A 17647-nucleotide genomic window follows, 5' to 3' on the forward strand; every position below is an offset into this window, starting at 1 on the left:
GGGACGCCCGGGGGAGCGTTACGGATTCCCCCGGGCAACACCTGTGCGGACGCGCCTACTTGACCGCCCCCGCCATCACCCCGGACACGAACTGCCGCTGGAAGGCGAAGAACACGGCCAGCGGGATCACCATCGACAGGAACGCGCCGGGCGCGAGCACGTCGATGTTGTTGCCGAACTGCCGTACCTGGGTCTGGAGCGCCACCGTGACCGGCTGGGAGCCGGACTTGGTGAACACCAGCGCCACCAGCATGTCGTTCCACACCCAGAGGAACTGGAAGATGCCGAGGCTGGCGATGGCCGGCGCACCGAGTGGCATCACCACCCGTGCGAACAGCCGGAGTTCACCCGCGCCGTCCAGCCGGGCCGCCTCCAGCAGCTCGCGCGGGATCTCCGCGAAGAAGTTCCGCAGCAGGAACACCGCGAACGGCAGCCCGAACCCGACGTGGAACAGCACCACGCCCAGGATGGAGCCGAACAGCCCCACCTTGCCGAAGAGTTCGGCGATCGGGATCAGCGCCACCTGCACCGGCACGACCAGCAGCGCGACCACGCCGAGGAACCACCAGTCGCGGCCCGGGAACTCCATCCAGGCGAACGCGTAGGCGGCCAGCGAGCCGATCACCACCACGCCGAGCGTCGCCGGGACCGTGATGAGCACGGTGTTGACCAGCGAGTGGGTGATGTCGCCGTTCTCCAGCAGCTTGCCGTAGCTCTCGAAGGTGAGCTTGGACGGCTCGGTGAACACCGTCCACCAGCCGCTCGCGTTCATGTCCTCCGGCGAGCGCAGCGAGGAGATCAGCAGCCCGATGGTCGGTACCAGCCAGAACAGCGCCACCAGGACCAGGAAGAACTGGACCAGCCCGCCGCCCAGCCCCTGCACCAGCCGCGCGCCCAGCGAACGCCGGCCCCGCGCGGTCTCCTTGGCGGGCAGCTCGCGCACCCGCCGCGCGCTCTCGGTGTGCGTGCTCATGGCCTGCCCTCCCGCCGCAGCCTGCGGATGTTGAACAGCATCACCGGGATCACCAGCAGCAGGAGGAACACCGCGATGGCGCTGGCCACCCCGGGCCGCCCCTCGGAGAAGCCCTTGCGGTACAGCTCCAGCGCCAGCACGTTCGCGTCGTCCTGGGACGAGCCCGGCGCGATGATGTAGACGAGGTCGAACACCTTCAGCACGTTGATCATCAGGGTGACGGTGACGACCGCGAGCACCGGCGCCAGCAGGGGCACGGTCACCTTGCGGAACACCTGCCACTCGCTCGCGCCGTCCACCCGCGCCTGCTCCAGCAGCTCCCGCGGCACACCCGCGAGCCCCGCCGCGATCAGCACCATGGCGAAGCCCGCCCACATCCAGACGTACGAGCCGATGATCGCCGGGGTGACCAGGGCCGGGCCGAGCCAGTCGACGCCGCTGTACGCCTCCCGGAAGTTGGCCGCCGGGAGCCTGAGCCGGGCCCCGTCCGCCGAGGCGGGCAGGGTGAAGGTGCCGTCCCCGGCCGCCTTGGCCGAGGCCACCACCTGGCCGTCCTTCACGGCCTCGATCCGCATCCCGGCGTACCCGCGCTCCGTCGCGTCCGGCGCCCCGAGCTTCCCGACGCCCTTGCCGCGGGTGAAGTCCTGCCAGACCGTGCCGGTGACCTTCCCCGGCTCCGGCCGGGCGGCGACGGCCCGCCCGGCGTCGTCCGGGAACTGGTCCGGGGCCACGCCGACCATGGGCAGCGCGACCGGGGTGCCCGCCTTCACCGGGTCCTTGGTGACGAAGGCGCCGCCCTGTCCCACCAGCGGCGACTCGCGGCCGGGGTGCGCCTTCGGGAACGCCGACGCCTGGGCGAAGGAGTCGTGCACCCCGACCCACACCGCGTTGGCGACCCCCTTGTCCGGGTCCTGGTCGTACACCAGCCGGAAGATGATCCCGGCGGCCAGCATCGAGATCGCCATCGGCATGAAGACGATCAGCTTGAACGCCGTCCCCCAGCGCACCCGTTCGGTCAGCACGGCGAAGACCAGGCCGAGCGCGGTGGAGACCGTGGGCGCGAACACCACCCAGATCACGTTGTTCTTCAGCGCGGTGCGGATGCCGTCGTCGGTGAACAGCGCCCGGTAGTTGTCGAACCCGGCGAACTGCTCGCCCGAGGAGTCGTAGAGACTGCGGACGACCGAGTACCCGATCGGGTAGAGCACGAGTGCGCCGAGCAGCACCAGGGCCGGCAGCAGGAAGAGCGCCGCCACCACCTTGCGCGTCCCGGTCACGCTCCTGCGGCTCTTCGGCGCGGCCGGGCCCGGAGGGGCGCCGGCCGCCGCTGCCGATGCCATGACCGGATCAGCCCCCGTTCCCGTACGCGGCCGCCGCGTCCTTCTCCAGCCTCGCCTGGGTGCCCGCGACGTCCTTCGGGTTCTTCAGGAAGTCCTGGAGGTCCTTCCACTCGCCCTTGCCGGGCGTGCCGCCGAACGCCTGGGGCGCCTGGTCGGACATGTCGAAGCGGAAGTCGTCGCCGGACTTGACGAGCGCCTTGGCGATGGTGCGCTGGGTCTCGTTCGGGTAGGCCGAGTCCGGCACGTTCTTGTTCGGCGAGAGGTAGCCGCCGAGCTTGGCCTGAATCGTCGCCGCGTCCGGGGACGCCAGGAAGGTCGCCAGCGCCTGGGCGCCCTTGGAGTCCTTCAGGATCACCGCCGCGTCACCGCCGGAGACCACCGGCGCGGTCGAGCCGACCGACGGGAAGGGGAAGACCTTGGCGTCCGCGCCCACCTTCGCCTTGGTCTCACCGATGTTGACCTGTGCGAAGTCGCCCTCGAAGACCATCGCGGCCTTGGGCTGGTCACCGCCGGTGAAGGTCTGGGTCACCGAGGCCGGGAACTCGGTCTGCAGCGCGCCGTCCGCGCCGCCCGCCACATAGTCCTTCTTGCCCCAGATCTGGGCGAGCGTGGTGAGCGCCTGCTTCACCGAGGGGTCGGTCCACTTGATCTCGTGCTTGGCGAGCTGGTCGTACTTCTCCGGGCCGGCCTGGGAGAGATAGACGTTCTCGAACCAGTCGGTCAGCGTCCAGCCGTCCGCGCCGCCCACCGAGAAGGGGGTCACCCCGGAGTCGTACACCGCCTGCGCGGTGGTCAGCAGCTCGGCCCAGGTCTTCGGCTCCTTGGCGCCCGCGTTCTCGAAGACGGGCGCGTTGTACCAGATCAGCGACTTGTTGGCGGCCTTGTAGTAGACGCCGTACGGCTTGCCGTCGACCTTGCCGATGTCCTGCCAGCCCTGCGAGTAGTTCTTCGACAGCTCCTTCACGGCGTCCGGGCCGAGCGGCTTGGCCCACTTCTTCTCGACCGCCTGCTTGATCGCGCCCGGCTGCGGCAGCAGCGCCACGTCCGGCGGCTGCCCGCCCGCGATCTTGGAACCGAGGAAGTTGATGATCGGGTCCTGCGCGGGCACGAACGTCACCTTCGCGCCCGTGCGCTTCTCGAACTCCGCCAGCACCTTCTTGAAGTTCGCCTGTTCGGTGCCGGTCCAGACGGCGGCGACCTCCAGCTCCGTACCGTCCAGCTTCGGCAGGGTCACCGTGGAGCCGGTGGCACCGCCGCCGCCCTCGTCGGCGTCCTTCTTGCCGTCACCGCCGGAGCAGGCGGTGAGCGTCAGGGCCCCCGCCAGCAGCGCGGCGAGGGCGGCTCCGGTCCGGTGCCCTCGGATGGTGTCGCTCGGCTTGCGCATCACTTCCCCGTTCGTCGTTCTTCGTTGAACGCCTGAACTCTGCTTGTGCGCTCCGGTGTACGCCGGGCCGCCCCGGTGCGGCAAGAGCACCCGCAGGGTCCGGCCACGCATCGTGACCGGCTCGTGATCATCGGGGTATGCGGGCCGGCGCCGGTTCGTTCGCCGCGCCCCGGCGGTCAGAGCAGCGAGGGCACCTGACCCGCCGACACCTGGCGGGCCGCCCGCTCCACCGCGCTCGCCAGCAGGGCCAGGTCGGTGGGGCCGTTGCCCAGCTCGCGCACCGGGCGCCGGGTGGGGGGATCACCCATCCGCTGCCAGTCCAGCGGCAGCACGGTCGGCCGCTGGGTCGCGGTGCGCGGGATACGGCCCGTCACCCGGCCGCCCTGCACCCCGGTGACCCGGCCGTCGGGGTACGCCAGCACCCCGCGCCCCGGCGCCGGTTCGCCTTCCGCGCTCCGCTCGGCGGGTCCCGTGCCGCGTCCGCCGGAGGGCGCGTCCAGCGTCACCCGCAGCGTGGCCCGCCGCGCCGGTTCCGTCTCCGCCGTACGGCCGCCCGTACCGGTCGCGGTCACCAGGTGCACGCCGAGCCGCTCGCCCTCGCGGGCCACCGCCTCCAGCGCCCGGACCACCGAACCGGCGGCGGGCCGGCCCGGTGAGCCCAGCGCCGGGGAGACCAGGGCGTCCAGGTCGTCGACGACCACCACCAGCCGGGGCAGCGGGGGCGCCGCCTCGGTGTGCTGCCGGGCGGCGCCGGGCCGCAGCCGCAGCGTGGAGCTGGGCGGCGCCTCCAGGTCGCCGTTGCCCGAGCCGCGTCCGCCGGGGCCGCGCTGGGCCACCATCCGGCCGGACACCTCGTGCGCGGTGTGCCAGTGGGCGAAGTCGGTCAGCCCGACCAGCTCCGCCCGGCGCTTGAGCTCCGCGCTCAGCGACTGAGCGAACTCGCGCATGCGCACCGGGTCGTTGGCGATCAGATGGGTCGTCACATGCGGTATGTCGGTGCAGGGGCGCAGTCCCTCGCCGGCCCCGGCCGCCGTGCCGACGCCGTCCCGGCCGTCGATCAGCACCATGCCGAGCCGGTCCGGGCGCTCGGCGGCGGCCAGCGACGCCACCACCGCCCGCAGCAATTCCGTACGCCCGCTGCCGGGCGGGCCCTCGACCAGCAGGTGCGGGCCGTCGGCCACCAGGTCGGCGGTGACCGGTCCGCGCGGACCGGAGCCCAGCACCACGCGGGCCCGGCCGCCCAGCGACTCGGTGTCGTCGGCCGCGTCCGCCCAGCGCGCCATCAGCGAGGCCGGGGTGGCCCGGGCCAGCCCGAGTTCGTCCAGCAGCCGGGCCGACAACGGCAGCGGCACTGCGACACGCGCGTGCCGGTCGTCGCCCGGGGCGTCCGGGCGCAGCGGGGCCAGCGCCCGCGCGAACCGCTCCGCCCAGGCGGGCGACACCGCGTCCACGGCGGCGAGGGTGCCCGGTCCCACCGGACCGGTCGGCGCCACCCGCATCAGCCGCACCGCCGTCGCCACGTCCCCGCTGAGCAGCGCCACCGCGCCGCACTCGCGGAAGGTGGGCGTCACCGCGCAGGCCGCCTGGTAGGTCTCCGTCAGCGGCGAGGCGGGGGAGGCGGGCGCGGTCTCGGCCAGGCACACCACGTGCACCCCGGCGCGCGGCCCGCTCACCGCCAGCCGCGCCACGTCCTCGCGCAGCGCCGAGCCGCCGGGGTCGCCGTCCACCACGACCACCGTGTACGGCCCCGGATGCCCGTCCGGGCCGGGACGGAAGGAAGCGGGGTCGGCGTGGGACTCGACGCGGCGCAGCAGCTCGCCGGTGCGGGCGGCCGCCTGTTCGCGGTCGTAGGCCAGCAGCAGCCGGCAGTCCTGGCCGTGGCCCGGCCGGACGTGCGGGAGCCAGCCCAGCCAGGACCACTCGGCGGTGCGTTCCGCCACCGAGCGGGCGCGGTCCGCGCTGATCAGCACGATCTCCAGCAGGTCCGGCGAGTGCAGCGCGGCCAGCTGCGCCAGCACCGCGCGGGCCAGCCCCGCGAGCCGGGGGCGCGGACCGGCCAGACCCAGGGCGCCCACCTCGCGCAGCGCGGCCGTCACCGGCACCGCGGGCAGCGCCGAGCCGTCCGGCGCGGTCCGGTCGGCGGTGCCGAGCCGCACGGCCAGGGCCTCGCGGTGCCCCGGACCCCGCTCCCAGAGCCGGGGGCCCGGCCCGAGCGCCGTGAGCAGCAGCGCGGCCGGGTCGGGCCAGGTCTCCGGGCGCCGGAACGCCTCGGGCGGTGCGACGGGGGCCGCCCCGGCGTACGGCGCCTCCTCGGCCGGGAGGTGCTCGCCCCGGCCGCCGGTCAGCTTGCGGGCCCAGGCGCCGATGCCCCGGCGGCGGCCGGGCAGCTCGGTGCCCCGGACGGGGGTGCCCTTACGGGTGGGGGAGTCCAGCTCGTCGGGGTGGGCGTCGTCGGGCCGGTGGCCGGCGTGGGTGTCGTGCTCGCGGTACCCGCCGGTGAGGTGGTCCGGGGCCCGGCTCTCGATGCGGGGCGCCCGGCCCTGCTCGGGCACGGCGGCCCGCTCCACGCGCTCGGCGCCGATCCGGTCGGCGGTGCCGTAGGCGTGCCCCGTCGGGCCGTCCGGCGCGGCCGGTGCCGGGGCGGGTTCCGTGGTCTGTCGGGGGCAGGCGTCCGGGTCCTCCCCGAGGGGCACCCGGACGCAGCCCTCGCCGTCCGGCACGGTGCGCGTCCGCGCTCCGGGTCCCCCCGACGGGGTCACCCTGAGCGCGGATTCACCCAGGCGCAGCAGCCCGCCCGACGGAAAGCGCACCGGGCGGCCGGTGACGCGGGCGCCGTCCAGGGTGGTGCCGTTGGTGGAGTCGAGGTCGGCGACCGAGACCCGGCCCTCGGCGGTGACCGTGACCGCGCAGTGCAGCCGGGACACATCGGGGTCGTCAAGGGGCACGTCGGCGTCGGCGGAGCGGCCCACCGTTATCCGGCCGCCGTGCAGCAGATGGACCCCGCCCGCGTCCGGGCCCGCGACCACGTGGAGCTGGGTCGGGGCGTCGTCCAGCTCGGGATGCGACTCCGGGGCCACGGGGGCGCCCAGCGACAGCACCGCGCCGTCGACCAGCGGGGGCTCGCCGAGGGTGTGGCGGCGCGGGTCCAGGCGGTCGGTGCCCGCGTACAGCACCACGGGAGCCCCGCCGCCGTCCCGGCCGGCCCCGCTCTCGCCGGTGACCGCCGAGGCCAGCGCGGGCGCCACCGCCGCCAGCTCGGTGCCGGTGGGCGCGGTGACCAGCACGTCGCGCGTCGCGGCGCCACCCCGCCCCGGGGACGCGCCCTGCGGATCTACGACGGTCAGCCGGATCTGCATCGCCGTCAGCGGTCCCTTCCGCCCGGCCGCGGAGGTCCCCCACTCCGCACGGGCACGTAGGCCAGTACTGCACGCATCCTCGCACCTGTCGCGGCCGTCCCGCCCGCGTCCCGGTACGAAGTGATCTTGATTGGTCAGCTCTGCCCCCAAAAGTGCCTGACCAGTAACGGGGCGGCGATCACTTGAGATCGGTCACGCACCGGAACCGGCAACCGGCGGACCGAGGTGAGCGTCTTTCCACCGAACGCGGACGAACGCGGACCGGAAGCCGCACGTAGTACTCAGGGGGCGGCTTCCCGGGGGGCCACTACAGTGGTCGGAACGCCGGAAGACCCCGGCGGCAATCGGCGAACAAGCAGCAGGGAGCGCGTGACGTGCGGCCAGTCGGCAGCAAGTACCTGCTCGAGGAGCCGCTCGGACGCGGCGCCACGGGCACCGTCTGGCGCGCCCGCCAGCGGGAGACGGCGGGCGCCGAGGCGGCCGTGGCGGGCCAGCCCGGTGAGACGGTCGCCATCAAGGTCCTCAAGGAGGAGCTGGCGAGCGACCCGGACATCGTGATGCGCTTCCTGCGCGAGCGCTCCGTACTCCTCCGGCTCACCCACCCCAACATCGTCCGGGTCCGCGACCTGGTCGTCGAGGGTGACCTGCTGGCGCTCGTCATGGACCTCGTCGAGGGTCCCGACCTGCACCGCTACCTGCGCGAGAACGGCACCTTCTCGCCGGTCGCCGCCTCCCTGCTCACCGCCCAGGTCGCCGACGCGCTCGCCGCCAGCCACGCCGACGGCGTCGTCCACCGCGACCTGAAGCCCGCCAACGTGCTGCTGCGCCAGTACGACGGCCGGATGCATCCGATGCTGACCGACTTCGGCATCGCCCGGCTGGCCGACTCACCCGGCCTGACCCGCACCCACGAGTTCGTCGGCACCCCCGCCTACGTCGCCCCGGAGTCCGCCGAGGGCCGCCCGCAGACCTCCGCCGTCGACGTCTACGGCGCCGGCATCCTGCTGTACGAGCTGGTCACCGGGCGTCCGCCGTTCTCCGGCGCCACCGCCCTGGAGGTGCTGCACCAGCACCTCAGCGCCGAGCCGCGCCGTCCCTCCACCGTCCCCGACCCGCTGTGGACGGTGATCGAGCGCTGCCTGCGCAAGAACCCGGACGAACGGCCCAGCGCCGAGAACCTCGCCCGCGCCCTGCGCGTGGTCGCCGAGGGCGTCGGGGTGCACGCCAACCCCGGGCAGATCGCCGCGGCCGAGGGCGTCGCCGCCCTCCTCGCACCCGACCCCGCCCCGGCCCCCGTACCGGACGTGCCGGGCGCCTCCGACGCCACCCAGGTGCTGCCCCCGAACACCGCCCAGGCGGCCTACGACCCCAACGCGGCCACCAGCTTCCTGCCGCACACCGCCGGCCCGCACGGCGCCGCCGACCCGACCACCGTGCTCCCGAGCACCGGCGCGGCCGACCCCACCACGGTCATGCCGCCGGTGCCGCAGGGCCGTCCGGGCCAGTACGACCCGCAGGACCCCTACGGGCAGAACCAGCAGAACGCGCAGCACCCGGACCAGCCGCACCCCTGGCAGACCCAGCTCCGCGCCGCCCGCGACCGCAACGAGCAGACCCAGGTCCAGTACCTCGACCCGGACGAGGACCCGCTGCGCCGCCGCCCCCAGCGGCAGGCCGCCCGCCCGCAGCACCAGCCGCAGCAGCCGCGTCAGCAGCAGCCGCAGCAGCGCCCGGCGCCCCGGCGCTCGACCCCGCAGCCGCAGCAGTACTCCCCGCCGCCGCAGCCGCAGCGGTACGCCCCGGAGCCGCAGCGGCCCGCGCGCGAGCCCCGGCCGCCCCGGCAGCGCGGCGCCAACCCGATGAAGATCCCCGGCCTCGGCTGCCTGAAGGGCTGCCTCTTCACGATCGTCATCCTGGTCGTGGCGAGCTGGCTGATCTGGGAGCTGACCCCGCTGCACACGTGGGTCGGCCAGGGCAAGGACTACTGGGACCAGCTCGGCGAGTGGGCCGGCTCCGTCGCCGACTGGTTCAAGAGCCTGGACAGTTCCTCCGGCGGCAACTGAACCACCGCTCGCGCAGCCGGTTCTGGGGACTTGTCGACACCCAGCGGGTGATTTCCGTCTCCGCGGTGAAGGCGGCCCCCACGGGCGCGTAGTTTTGTCGACCGGGGCAACACGCGTCTGTGGGAGCAGTCTTGGCACGGAAGATCGGCAGCCGGTACACCGCCAACCAGATCCTGGGGCGGGGCAGCGCCGGGACAGTGTGGCTGGGCGAGGGACCCGACGGGCCCGTCGCCATCAAGATGCTGCGCGAGGACCTCGCCTCCGACCAGGAGCTGGTCGGCCGCTTCGTACAGGAGCGGACCGCGCTGCTGGGACTCGAGCACCCGCACATCGTGACCGTGCGGGACCTCGTGGTCGACGGCAACGACCTCGCCCTCGTCATGGACATCGTGCGCGGCACCGACCTGCGCACCCGCCTGGAGCGCGAGCGCCGGCTCGCGCCCGAGGCCGCGGTGGCGATCGTCGCCGACGTGGCGGACGGGCTCGCCGCCGCGCACGCGGCCGGGGTCGTCCACCGGGACGTCAAGCCCGAGAACATCCTCCTCGACATGCGCGGCCCGCTCGGCCCCGGCGGCGCCCACCCGGCGCTGCTCACCGACTTCGGCGTGGCCAAGCTCATCGACTCCCCCCGGCGCACACGTGCCACGAAGATCATCGGCACCCCGGACTACCTCGCCCCCGAGATCGTCGAGGGCCTGCCCCCGCGCGCGGCCGTCGACATCTACGCCCTCGCCACGGTCCTGTACGAGCTGCTCGCCGGCTTCACCCCCTTCGGCGGCGGCCACCCGGGCGCGGTGCTGCGCCGGCACGTCACCGAGACCGTCGTGCCGCTGCCGGGCATCCCCGAGGAGCTGTGGCAGCTCATCGTCCAGTGCCTCGCCAAGGGCCCCGCCTCCCGGCTGCGCGCCTCCGAACTGGCCGCCCGGCTCCGTGAACAGCTCCCCACCCTCGCGGGCATCCCCCCACTGGAGGTCGACGAGCCCGACCCCGAGGCGACCCCTGAGGAGCCCCCCGCCCCCGTCCCGTCCGGCGAGCCGGTCCGCCGACGGGGCGCCGTCTCCCTGGTCCCCGGCGCCAAGCCCGACTCCAACCGCGACACCCATACCTCCATGCGCGTCCCGGCCCCCGACGAGCTGGCCGGCGGTGCCCACGGAACGGCTCGCGCCCCGCGCACCCCCGGCGCCCCCCGCCCCGGCTCGGCCCGCCACCGGGCCGCGGCCCGGCGCCGGAGGATCACGCTGACCGTGGCCGGGGTCCTGCTGGCGGCAGCGGTCGGAGCGGGCGCCTGGGCGGCGACGAGCGGAGGGGACGAGACCCCGCCTCCGGCGCAGAGCAGCACGTCGGCACCGTGAGAGCGGGTGCCGTCCAGCCGGGGTCAGGCACATCAGGGGTGCCCCCCAGCCCAGGTCCAGCGACATCCAGCCCGTCCGGCGTTTGAGGACGAGGCCCCTTGGGGGCCGACAGCTGGGGTCCGGGGGCGGCAGCCCCTGGTACGCGCGCCGCAGCACCCCGCGCCCTCGTGGGCCAGACCGTCGGAGACCTCCGCACCCGGCGGAGCCGTTACGCTGGGGGCGTGGCAGTCGTCGATGTATCCGAAGAGCTGAAGTCCCTCTCCTCGACCATGGAGTCGATCGAGGCCGTCCTGGACCTCGACAAGCTGAGGGCAGACATCGCCGTGCTCGAGGAGCAGGCGGCCGCGCCGTCCCTCTGGGACAACCCGGACGAGGCGCAGAAGATCACCAGCAAGCTCTCCCATCTCCAGGCCGAGGTCAGGAAGGCGGAGGCGCTGCGCGGGCGGATCGACGATCTCGCCGTCCTCTTCGAGATGGCCGAGGAGGAGGACGACCCGGACACCCTCGCCGAGGCCGAGTCCGAAATGGTCCTGGTGAAGAAGGCGCTGGACGAGATGGAGGTCCGTACCCTCCTGTCCGGCGAGTACGACTCCCGCGAGGCGCTGGTCAACATCCGCGCCGAGGCGGGCGGCGTCGACGCCGCCGACTTCGCCGAGCAGCTCCAGCGCATGTACCTCCGCTGGGCCGAGCGGCACGGCTACAAGACGGAGATCTACGAGACGTCGTACGCGGAGGAGGCCGGCATCAAGTCGACCACCTTCGCCGTCCAGATCCCGTACGCCTACGGCACCCTCTCCGTCGAGCAGGGCACGCACCGCCTGGTGCGCATCTCGCCGTTCGACAACCAGGGCCGCCGCCAGACCTCCTTCGCGGGTGTCGAGGTGCTCCCGGTCGTGGAGCAGACCGACCATGTCGAGATCGACGAGTCGGACCTGCGCATCGACGTGTACCGCTCCTCGGGCCCCGGCGGTCAGGGCGTGAACACGACGGACTCCGCGGTCCGCCTGACCCACCTGCCCACCGGCATCGTGGTCTCCTGCCAGAACGAGCGCTCGCAGATCCAGAACAAGGCCACGGCGATGAACGTCCTCCAGGCCAAGCTGCTGGAGCGCCAGCGGCAGGAGGAGCGCGCCAAGATGGACGCCCTCAAGGGCGACGGCGGCAGCTCCTGGGGCAACCAGATGCGGTCGTACGTCCTGCACCCGTACCAGATGGTCAAGGACCTGCGCACCGAGTTCGAGGTCGGCAACCCGCAGTCCGTGCTCGACGGTGAGATCGACGGCTTCCTGGAGGCCGGAATTCGCTGGCGCAAGCAGCAGGAGAAGTAAGTTTGTCGACATGACAACCTCGCGCAACTGCCGTCCGATGGGCGGCAGTTGTTTTATGTGTGGGGTTTAGGTCACAGTCACATCAACCAACTCCCGTCAAACGCACCCCCCATGGGACATTGCGCCCGCAACGGCCTTGACGTTGCTTAAAAAAATGGGAAAGGTGAAGCGCGGCATGCGTATCCGTGGGGCGCATGTGAACCGGGGGAACGGGAGAGCGCCAGGTGCCGGCCGAGGGCCGGGACCGGTGTCGTCAGCTGCCCCCGTCGAGCACGGGCCGCCCCATGCGCCGCCACATCGACAACAGCTACTGGGGGTAGCAACCATATGACGAAGAAGACGCGCGTCCGCGTCGCACGCATAGCCGCCGGCGCCGTGATGGCCGCCGGCGCCTCGCTGATGGTGGCCGGCGTGGCCTCCGCCGACCCTGGCCAGCCCGGCCCCGACCCGACCTGCGACGTCCTGGCCACCTGCACCGAGCCGGACCCCGGCACGTCCGGCGGGAACTCCTCCGGTGGTTCCGAGGGCGCGTCCGGTGGTTCCGAAGGTGCGTCCGGTGGCTCCGAGGGCGCGTCCGGCGGGAACTCCTCCGGTGGCTCCGAGGGCGGTGACGCGAGCATCGGCGGGATCATCGGCGGTGTGATCGGCGGCGGCGACTCCGGGTCCTCCACGGGTGACCCTTCCTCCACGGGCGGTAACTCCACGGGTGGTTCCTCCTCCACGGGCGGTAACTCCACGGGTGGTTCCTCCTCCACGGGCGGTAACTCCTCGACGGGTGGTTCCTCCACCACGGGCGGTAACTCCTCGACGGGCGGTTCCTCCACCACCGGCGGCAGCTCCTCGACGGGTGGCTCCTCCACCACGGGCGGTTCCTCCACCACCGGCGGTACCTCCACCACGGGCGGCTCCACCACCACGGGTGGCGGCTCGACTGACGGCGGCGGCTCCACGGGCGGCGACGAGTCCACCGGCGGCACCTCCGGCGGTTCCGCGACCGGCGGCGGCTCCGCCACGGGCGGCGGTGACACCACCGGCGGCACCACGCCCGACGGCGGCAACGACAACGTCTCCCAGGAGGAGGGCACCTCCGCCCTCACCGACACCGGCTCGGACACCGCCCCGCAGCAGACCGGGAACGGCAAGCAGCTGGCCGAGACCGGTGCGGGGGAGACCACCTTCCTGCTGGTCGGTGCCGCGACGATGATCGCGGGCGGCGTCGCCTTCCGCGTCCTGCCGCGTCTGGCGGGCAGCCGCGGCGGCACGGCCGCCTGAGGGTAGCCGAAACGTCACTCCGCGCAACCTGGGCGGAGAAAGGGGAAGGGCCCGGAGCATCCCGCTCCGGGCCCTTCCTCGTGTCCTTGGGAGACCTAGACGGTCTGGTGCGCCAGCAGTGCCGTCAGCGCGATCAGCACCACCAGCAGCGCGACCAGCGCCGCCGGGCTCACCCCGCCCAGGAACCCCGTCTGCTGCTGGAGCCGCTCACGGCTCGCCCGGCACACCGGGCAGCGGCCCTCATTGACGGGCGCCGCGCAGTTCGCGCACACCAACCGGTCGTACGTCATGCGCTCGCCCTCCTCGTGCCAGGCCCTCAACCCCGTACAACGCCGACGGGAACGAGAACGTTCCCCCTCCACTGTGCCAGGTTCCCCCCGAAAGAGCGCGGGCGCTCCGGAAAGCGGGGAGTGCCGCCCGCGCAAACGCCCGTACAAAAACGCACAAGTCTCTCCCAACACGACCGGGCCCTGCGTAGGCACTCCCGGTTCGCGTATGGTCACGCTCATCATCCCCCGGCGACCCGTGGTGCATCCGTGATCCGATTCGACAGTGTCTCCAAGGTCTACCCCAAGCAGACCCGCCCCGCCCTCAGGGAGGTGTCCCTGGAAGTGGAGAAGGGCGAGTTCGTCTTCCTCGTGGGGTCGTCCGGCTCCGGCAAGTCGACCTTCCTCCGGCTGGTGCTCCGCGAGGAGCGGTGCAGCCACGGCCAGGTGCACGTCCTCGGCAAGGACCTCGCCCGGCTGTCCAACTGGAAGGTGCCGCAGATGCGCCGCCAGCTCGGGACGGTCTTCCAGGACTTCCGCCTGCTGCCCAACAAGACAGTCGCGGAGAACGTGGCCTTCGCGCAGGAGGTCATCGGCAAGTCCCGTGGCGAGATCCGCAAGTCCGTGCCCCAGGTGCTCGACCTGGTCGGGCTCGGCGGCAAGGAGGACCGCATGCCGGGCGAGCTGTCCGGTGGTGAGCAGCAACGCGTCGCCATCGCGCGGGCGTTCGTCAACCGGCCCAAGCTGCTGATCGCCGACGAGCCCACCGGCAACCTCGACCCGCAGACCTCCGTCGGCATCATGAAACTGCTCGACCGCATCAACCGGACGGGCACCACCGTCATCATGGCGACGCACGACCAGAACATCGTGGACCAGATGCGCAAGCGCGTCATCGAGCTGGAGAAGGGCCGCCTCGTCCGCGACCAGGCCCGCGGCGTCTACGGCTACCAGCACTAATCAAGTTCACGACGGAAAGGCTTGACCAGACGCCATGCGCGCCCAGTTCGTCATGTCGGAGATCGGTGTCGGTCTCCGCCGCAACCTGACGATGACCTTCGCCGTCATCGTCTCCGTCGCCCTGTCCCTGGCCCTCTTCGGCGGCTCCCTGATGATGAGCGACCAGGTGAGCACCATGAAGGGCTACTGGTACGACAAGGTCAACGTCTCGATCTTCCTCTGCAACAAGAGCGACGCCCAGTCGGACGTCAACTGCGCCAAGGGCGCCGCCACCGAGGACCAGAAGAAGCAGATCCAGGCCGACCTCGGCAAGATGTCCTCCATCGTGGAGAAGGTCACCTACGAGTCGCAGGACACCGCCTACAAGCACTACAAGGAGCAGTTCGGCAACTCCCCGCTGGCCAGCTCGCTGACGCCGGACCAGATGCAGGAGTCGTACCGGATCAAGCTCAAGGACCCGCAGAAGTACCAGGTGATCGCCACCGCGTTCAACGGGCGGGCCGGTGTGCAGTCGGTGCAGGACCAGCGGAGCATCCTCGACAACCTCTTCCAGCTGCTCAACCTGATGAACCGGGCCGCGCTGTTCCTGATGGCGCTGATGCTGTTCGTCGCGCTGCTCTTGATCGTCAACACCGTGCGGGTGTCCGCGTTCAGCCGCCGCCGGGAGACCGGCATCATGCGGCTGGTCGGCGCCTCCGGCTTCTACATCCAGGCGCCGTTCATCATGGAGGCTGCGGTCGCCGGACTCATCGGCGGCAGCCTCGCGTGCGTCTTCCTGGTGCTGGGCCGGTACTTCACCATCGACCACGGCATGGCCCTGTCCAGCAAGCTGACGCTGATCAACTTCATCGGCTGGGACTCGGTGTTGACCAAGCTGCCGCTGATCCTCGCGACCAGCGTGCTGATGCCTTCCCTGGCGGCGTTCTTCGCGTTGCGCAAGTACCTGAAGGTGTGACACATGCCAAGAGGGCCGTACAGGCATCCGTCTGTACGGCCCTTCTCGTTGTCCTAGACTCACCGCCATGTCAGGCCGCGCCCTGTTCCGCCAGCCCCGCCGCAAACGCCGCGGGGCCGCCCTGACATTGGTGTTCGCCGGTGCGCTCACCGCGGGGGCCGTCACCAACTGCCTGCCGGGTACCGCGCAGACCGGCCGCCCGGACGCCAACGCCCTTGCGGCCGGGGGTGGTCGGGCCATCGGGAAACCGCTTCCCGAGGATGTGCGCCGGGCCGCGGCCGAGGCGCTGGCGAAGGGGGAGTCGCCCACCGAGGCAGCCGAACAGGCCGTCAGCCGTAGCGGGGACCGCTGGGCCGCCGTCTACTCCGAGGACGAGTATGCCGAGTTCCGCGACTCCCTGGACGGTGAGTACACCGGCGTCGGACTGTGGGCCAGGCGCGCCCGGGACGGGCGGGTCACCGTGAGCCGTGTGCGGTCCCACTCGCCCGCCGCCGACGCGGGCATCCGCAGGGGGGACCGGCTGCGCAGCGTCGACGGGCGCGGGGTCGACGGCCGGCCGGTCACCGAGGTGGTCTCCCTGCTGCGCGGCGACGCCGACGACGCCTCCGCCGGAACCCCGGTCACCCTCGGCATCCAGCGCGGCGCCGACTCCTGGTCCCGGACCCTGCACCGCGCCCGGCTCTCCACCGACCCGGTGACCGTCACCGACCCGGTCGCCGGGGTCGTCGTGGTCCGGGTGTCGGCCTTCACCAAGGGCTCCGCCAAGGCCGTACGGGACGCCGTCAGGCGCGCCCCGGCCGGCAGCGGGGTCGTGCTCGACCTGCGCGGTAACTCCGGCGGCCTGGTCACCGAGGCCGTCGCCACCGCCTCCTGCTTCCTCGACGGCGGCCTGGTCGCCACCTACGACGTGGACGGCGCCCAGCGCGCCCTGCACGCGGCCTCCGGCGGCGACACCACCCGCCCGCTGGTCACCCTGGTCGACGGCGGCACGATGAGCGCGGCCGAGCTGCTGACCGGCGCCCTCCAGGACCGGGGCCGAGCCGTGGTGATCGGCTCGCGCACCTTCGGCAAGGGCTCGGTCCAGATGCCGACCGCGCTGCCGGACGGCTCGGTGGCCGAGCTGACCGTCGGCCACTACCGGACCCCCTCCGGCCACGCCGTCGACGGCCGGGGCATCACCCCGGACCTGGAGCCGGGCCCGAGCGCCCTGAAACGCGCGGAAACGGTTCTCACCGGTCTCGGCGATCCCCGATAGCCCCCTGACCCTCCCCTGACCTCACCCCTAATCCGCTTCCCTTCGCCCCCCTCCATGGTGCGAAAATGGGCGGCACTATGAGTAAGGGAATGTACGTACCGAAGGAGTCCCAGCCCAAGCAGGGCGGGGCGGCCTCCGCCAAGGGCAGGGTCAAGGACGGCAAGCGCAAGCTCGTCGCCCAGAACAAGAAGGCCAAGCACGACTACGCGATCATCGACACCTACGAGGCCGGGATCGTGCTGTCCGGCACCGAGGTGAAGTCGCTGCGCCAGGGCCGGGCCTCGCTGGCGGACGGTTTCGTCCAGATCGACGGGAACGAGGCGTGGCTGCACAACGCCCACATCCCCGAGTACAGCCAGGGCACCTGGACCAACCACGCCGTGCGCCGCAAGCGCAAGCTGCTGCTGCACCGCGAGGAGATCGACAAGCTGGAGGCGAAGTCGCAGGAGACGGGCCACACGATCGTGCCCCTCGCCCTGTACTTCAAGGACGGCCGCGCCAAGGCGGAGATCGCACTGGCGCGAGGCAAGAAGGAGTACGACAAGCGGCAGACCCTGCGCGAGAAGCAGGACCGGCGCGAGTCGGACCGGGCCATCGCGGCCGCCAAGCGCAAGCAGCGCGGCGGCTGACCGGGCCGGCGGGAATAGGCTGGCACACTCCCGCGTTGGTCACGTACGATGGCACAGCACCCCATCGAGGGTGCGCCGCCTCCTGCGGGGGGCATTGAAAAAACAACATGGGGATGATCGGTTTCGACAGCGGATGTCGAAGCAGGGGAAGCGTGTCGAGGAAGCGGCAATGATCTCGTAAACCATATGTCGCAAACAATAATCGCCAACACCAAGCGCGATTCCTTCGCCCTCGCTGCCTAAGTAGCGACTTGCGAAGTGTCAGCCCGGGGCTGTTCCCGACCCGGATCCTGGCATCAGCTAGGGAACTAAACCTTGATCCCGGTCACGGGGTGAAGAGGGAAATCTAACAGTGACTGAGCCCGTCGGAGACTTGTCCGCGTGATCTCCGGGGCCGAGAAAATCGAAGCGGACTGCACACGGAGAAGCCCTGTTTCTGCACCGGTGGACGCGGGTTCGATTCCCGCCATCTCCACGATCGGGAGGCCCTCGGGCCTTCGGAACCCATGTGGGC

The 17647-nt window shown here is 72.3% G+C and carries 13 protein-coding genes and 1 other RNA gene; 9 read left to right on the plus strand and 5 right to left on the minus strand.

Going from position 1 to position 17647, the window contains the following annotated elements:
* Positions 1-55: 55 nt before the first annotated feature.
* The 4 genes from EV284_RS11750 to EV284_RS11765 all read right to left on the minus strand — a co-directional run bounded on the left by EV284_RS11750 (position 56) and on the right by EV284_RS11765 (position 7053).
* Complete coding sequence (locus EV284_RS11750; RefSeq protein WP_130333106.1) at positions 56-973, minus strand: carbohydrate ABC transporter permease; 918 nt, start codon at positions 971-973, stop codon at positions 56-58.
* Positions 970-2250, minus strand: coding sequence for a sugar ABC transporter permease (locus tag EV284_RS11755; RefSeq protein ID WP_242625658.1), 1281 nt, complete (start codon positions 2248-2250; stop codon positions 970-972). Before EV284_RS11755 ends, EV284_RS11750 begins: the two co-directional genes overlap by 4 nt.
* A gap of 70 nt (positions 2251-2320) precedes the next feature.
* Positions 2321-3697, minus strand: coding sequence for an ABC transporter substrate-binding protein (locus EV284_RS11760; RefSeq protein WP_130333110.1), 1377 nt, complete (start codon positions 3695-3697; stop codon positions 2321-2323).
* Between the two features lie 176 nt (positions 3698-3873).
* Complete coding sequence (locus EV284_RS11765; protein WP_130333112.1) at positions 3874-7053, minus strand: FHA domain-containing protein; 3180 nt, start codon at positions 7051-7053, stop codon at positions 3874-3876.
* 374 nt (positions 7054-7427) lie between these two features.
* Here EV284_RS11765 and EV284_RS11770 point away from each other — a divergent pair, with 374 nt between their 5' ends.
* The 4 genes from EV284_RS11770 (at position 7428) to EV284_RS11785 (ending at position 13068) form a co-directional block, all read left to right on the plus strand.
* The gene (locus tag EV284_RS11770) at positions 7428-9116 is read left to right on the plus strand and encodes a serine/threonine-protein kinase (RefSeq protein ID WP_130333114.1); all 1689 of its coding nucleotides are present in this window, start codon (positions 7428-7430) and stop codon (positions 9114-9116) included.
* A 131-nt stretch (positions 9117-9247) separates the two neighbouring features.
* Complete coding sequence (locus EV284_RS11775) at positions 9248-10468, plus strand: serine/threonine-protein kinase (protein ID WP_130333116.1); 1221 nt, start codon at positions 9248-9250, stop codon at positions 10466-10468.
* A gap of 221 nt (positions 10469-10689) precedes the next feature.
* Positions 10690-11796 carry a peptide chain release factor 2 gene (prfB, locus tag EV284_RS11780; RefSeq protein ID WP_130333118.1) on the plus strand — a complete coding sequence of 369 codons (1107 nt, stop codon included), beginning with the start codon at positions 10690-10692 and terminating at the stop codon, positions 11794-11796.
* A gap of 327 nt (positions 11797-12123) precedes the next feature.
* On the plus strand, positions 12124-13068 hold the full coding sequence (locus tag EV284_RS11785; protein ID WP_130333120.1) for an LPXTG cell wall anchor domain-containing protein: 945 nt from the start codon (positions 12124-12126) through the stop codon (positions 13066-13068).
* 95 nt (positions 13069-13163) lie between these two features.
* Here the strand turns inward: EV284_RS11785 and EV284_RS11790 are convergent, their stop codons facing one another.
* Complete coding sequence (locus tag EV284_RS11790; protein ID WP_031182644.1) at positions 13164-13358, minus strand: hypothetical protein; 195 nt, start codon at positions 13356-13358, stop codon at positions 13164-13166.
* A 246-nt stretch (positions 13359-13604) separates the two neighbouring features.
* Between EV284_RS11790 and ftsE the strand changes: the two genes are divergently transcribed.
* The 5 genes from ftsE (at position 13605) to ssrA (ending at position 17611) form a co-directional block, all read left to right on the plus strand.
* The gene (gene ftsE / locus EV284_RS11795; protein WP_030810993.1) at positions 13605-14294 is read left to right on the plus strand and encodes a cell division ATP-binding protein FtsE; all 690 of its coding nucleotides are present in this window, start codon (positions 13605-13607) and stop codon (positions 14292-14294) included.
* 34 nt (positions 14295-14328) lie between these two features.
* Positions 14329-15249 (plus strand): permease-like cell division protein FtsX, encoded by a 921-nt coding sequence (gene ftsX / locus EV284_RS11800; RefSeq protein WP_030810990.1) that lies wholly within the window; start codon positions 14329-14331, stop codon positions 15247-15249.
* A gap of 67 nt (positions 15250-15316) precedes the next feature.
* Positions 15317-16504: a S41 family peptidase gene (locus EV284_RS11805; protein WP_207229010.1), complete on the plus strand. Its 1188-nt coding sequence runs from the start codon at positions 15317-15319 to the stop codon at positions 16502-16504.
* Positions 16505-16581: 77 nt separating this feature from the next.
* Entirely contained in the window at positions 16582-17133 is a 552-nt protein-coding gene (gene smpB, locus EV284_RS11810; protein ID WP_130333122.1) for an SsrA-binding protein SmpB, read from the plus strand.
* A gap of 109 nt (positions 17134-17242) precedes the next feature.
* Positions 17243-17611: a transfer-messenger RNA gene (ssrA, locus tag EV284_RS11815) on the plus strand.
* Positions 17612-17647: the final 36 nt, after the last annotated feature.

The sequence above is a fragment of the Streptomyces sp. BK022 genome, assembly GCF_004217355.1.
GTDB classification, from domain to species: domain Bacteria; phylum Actinomycetota; class Actinomycetes; order Streptomycetales; family Streptomycetaceae; genus Streptomyces; species Streptomyces griseoluteus.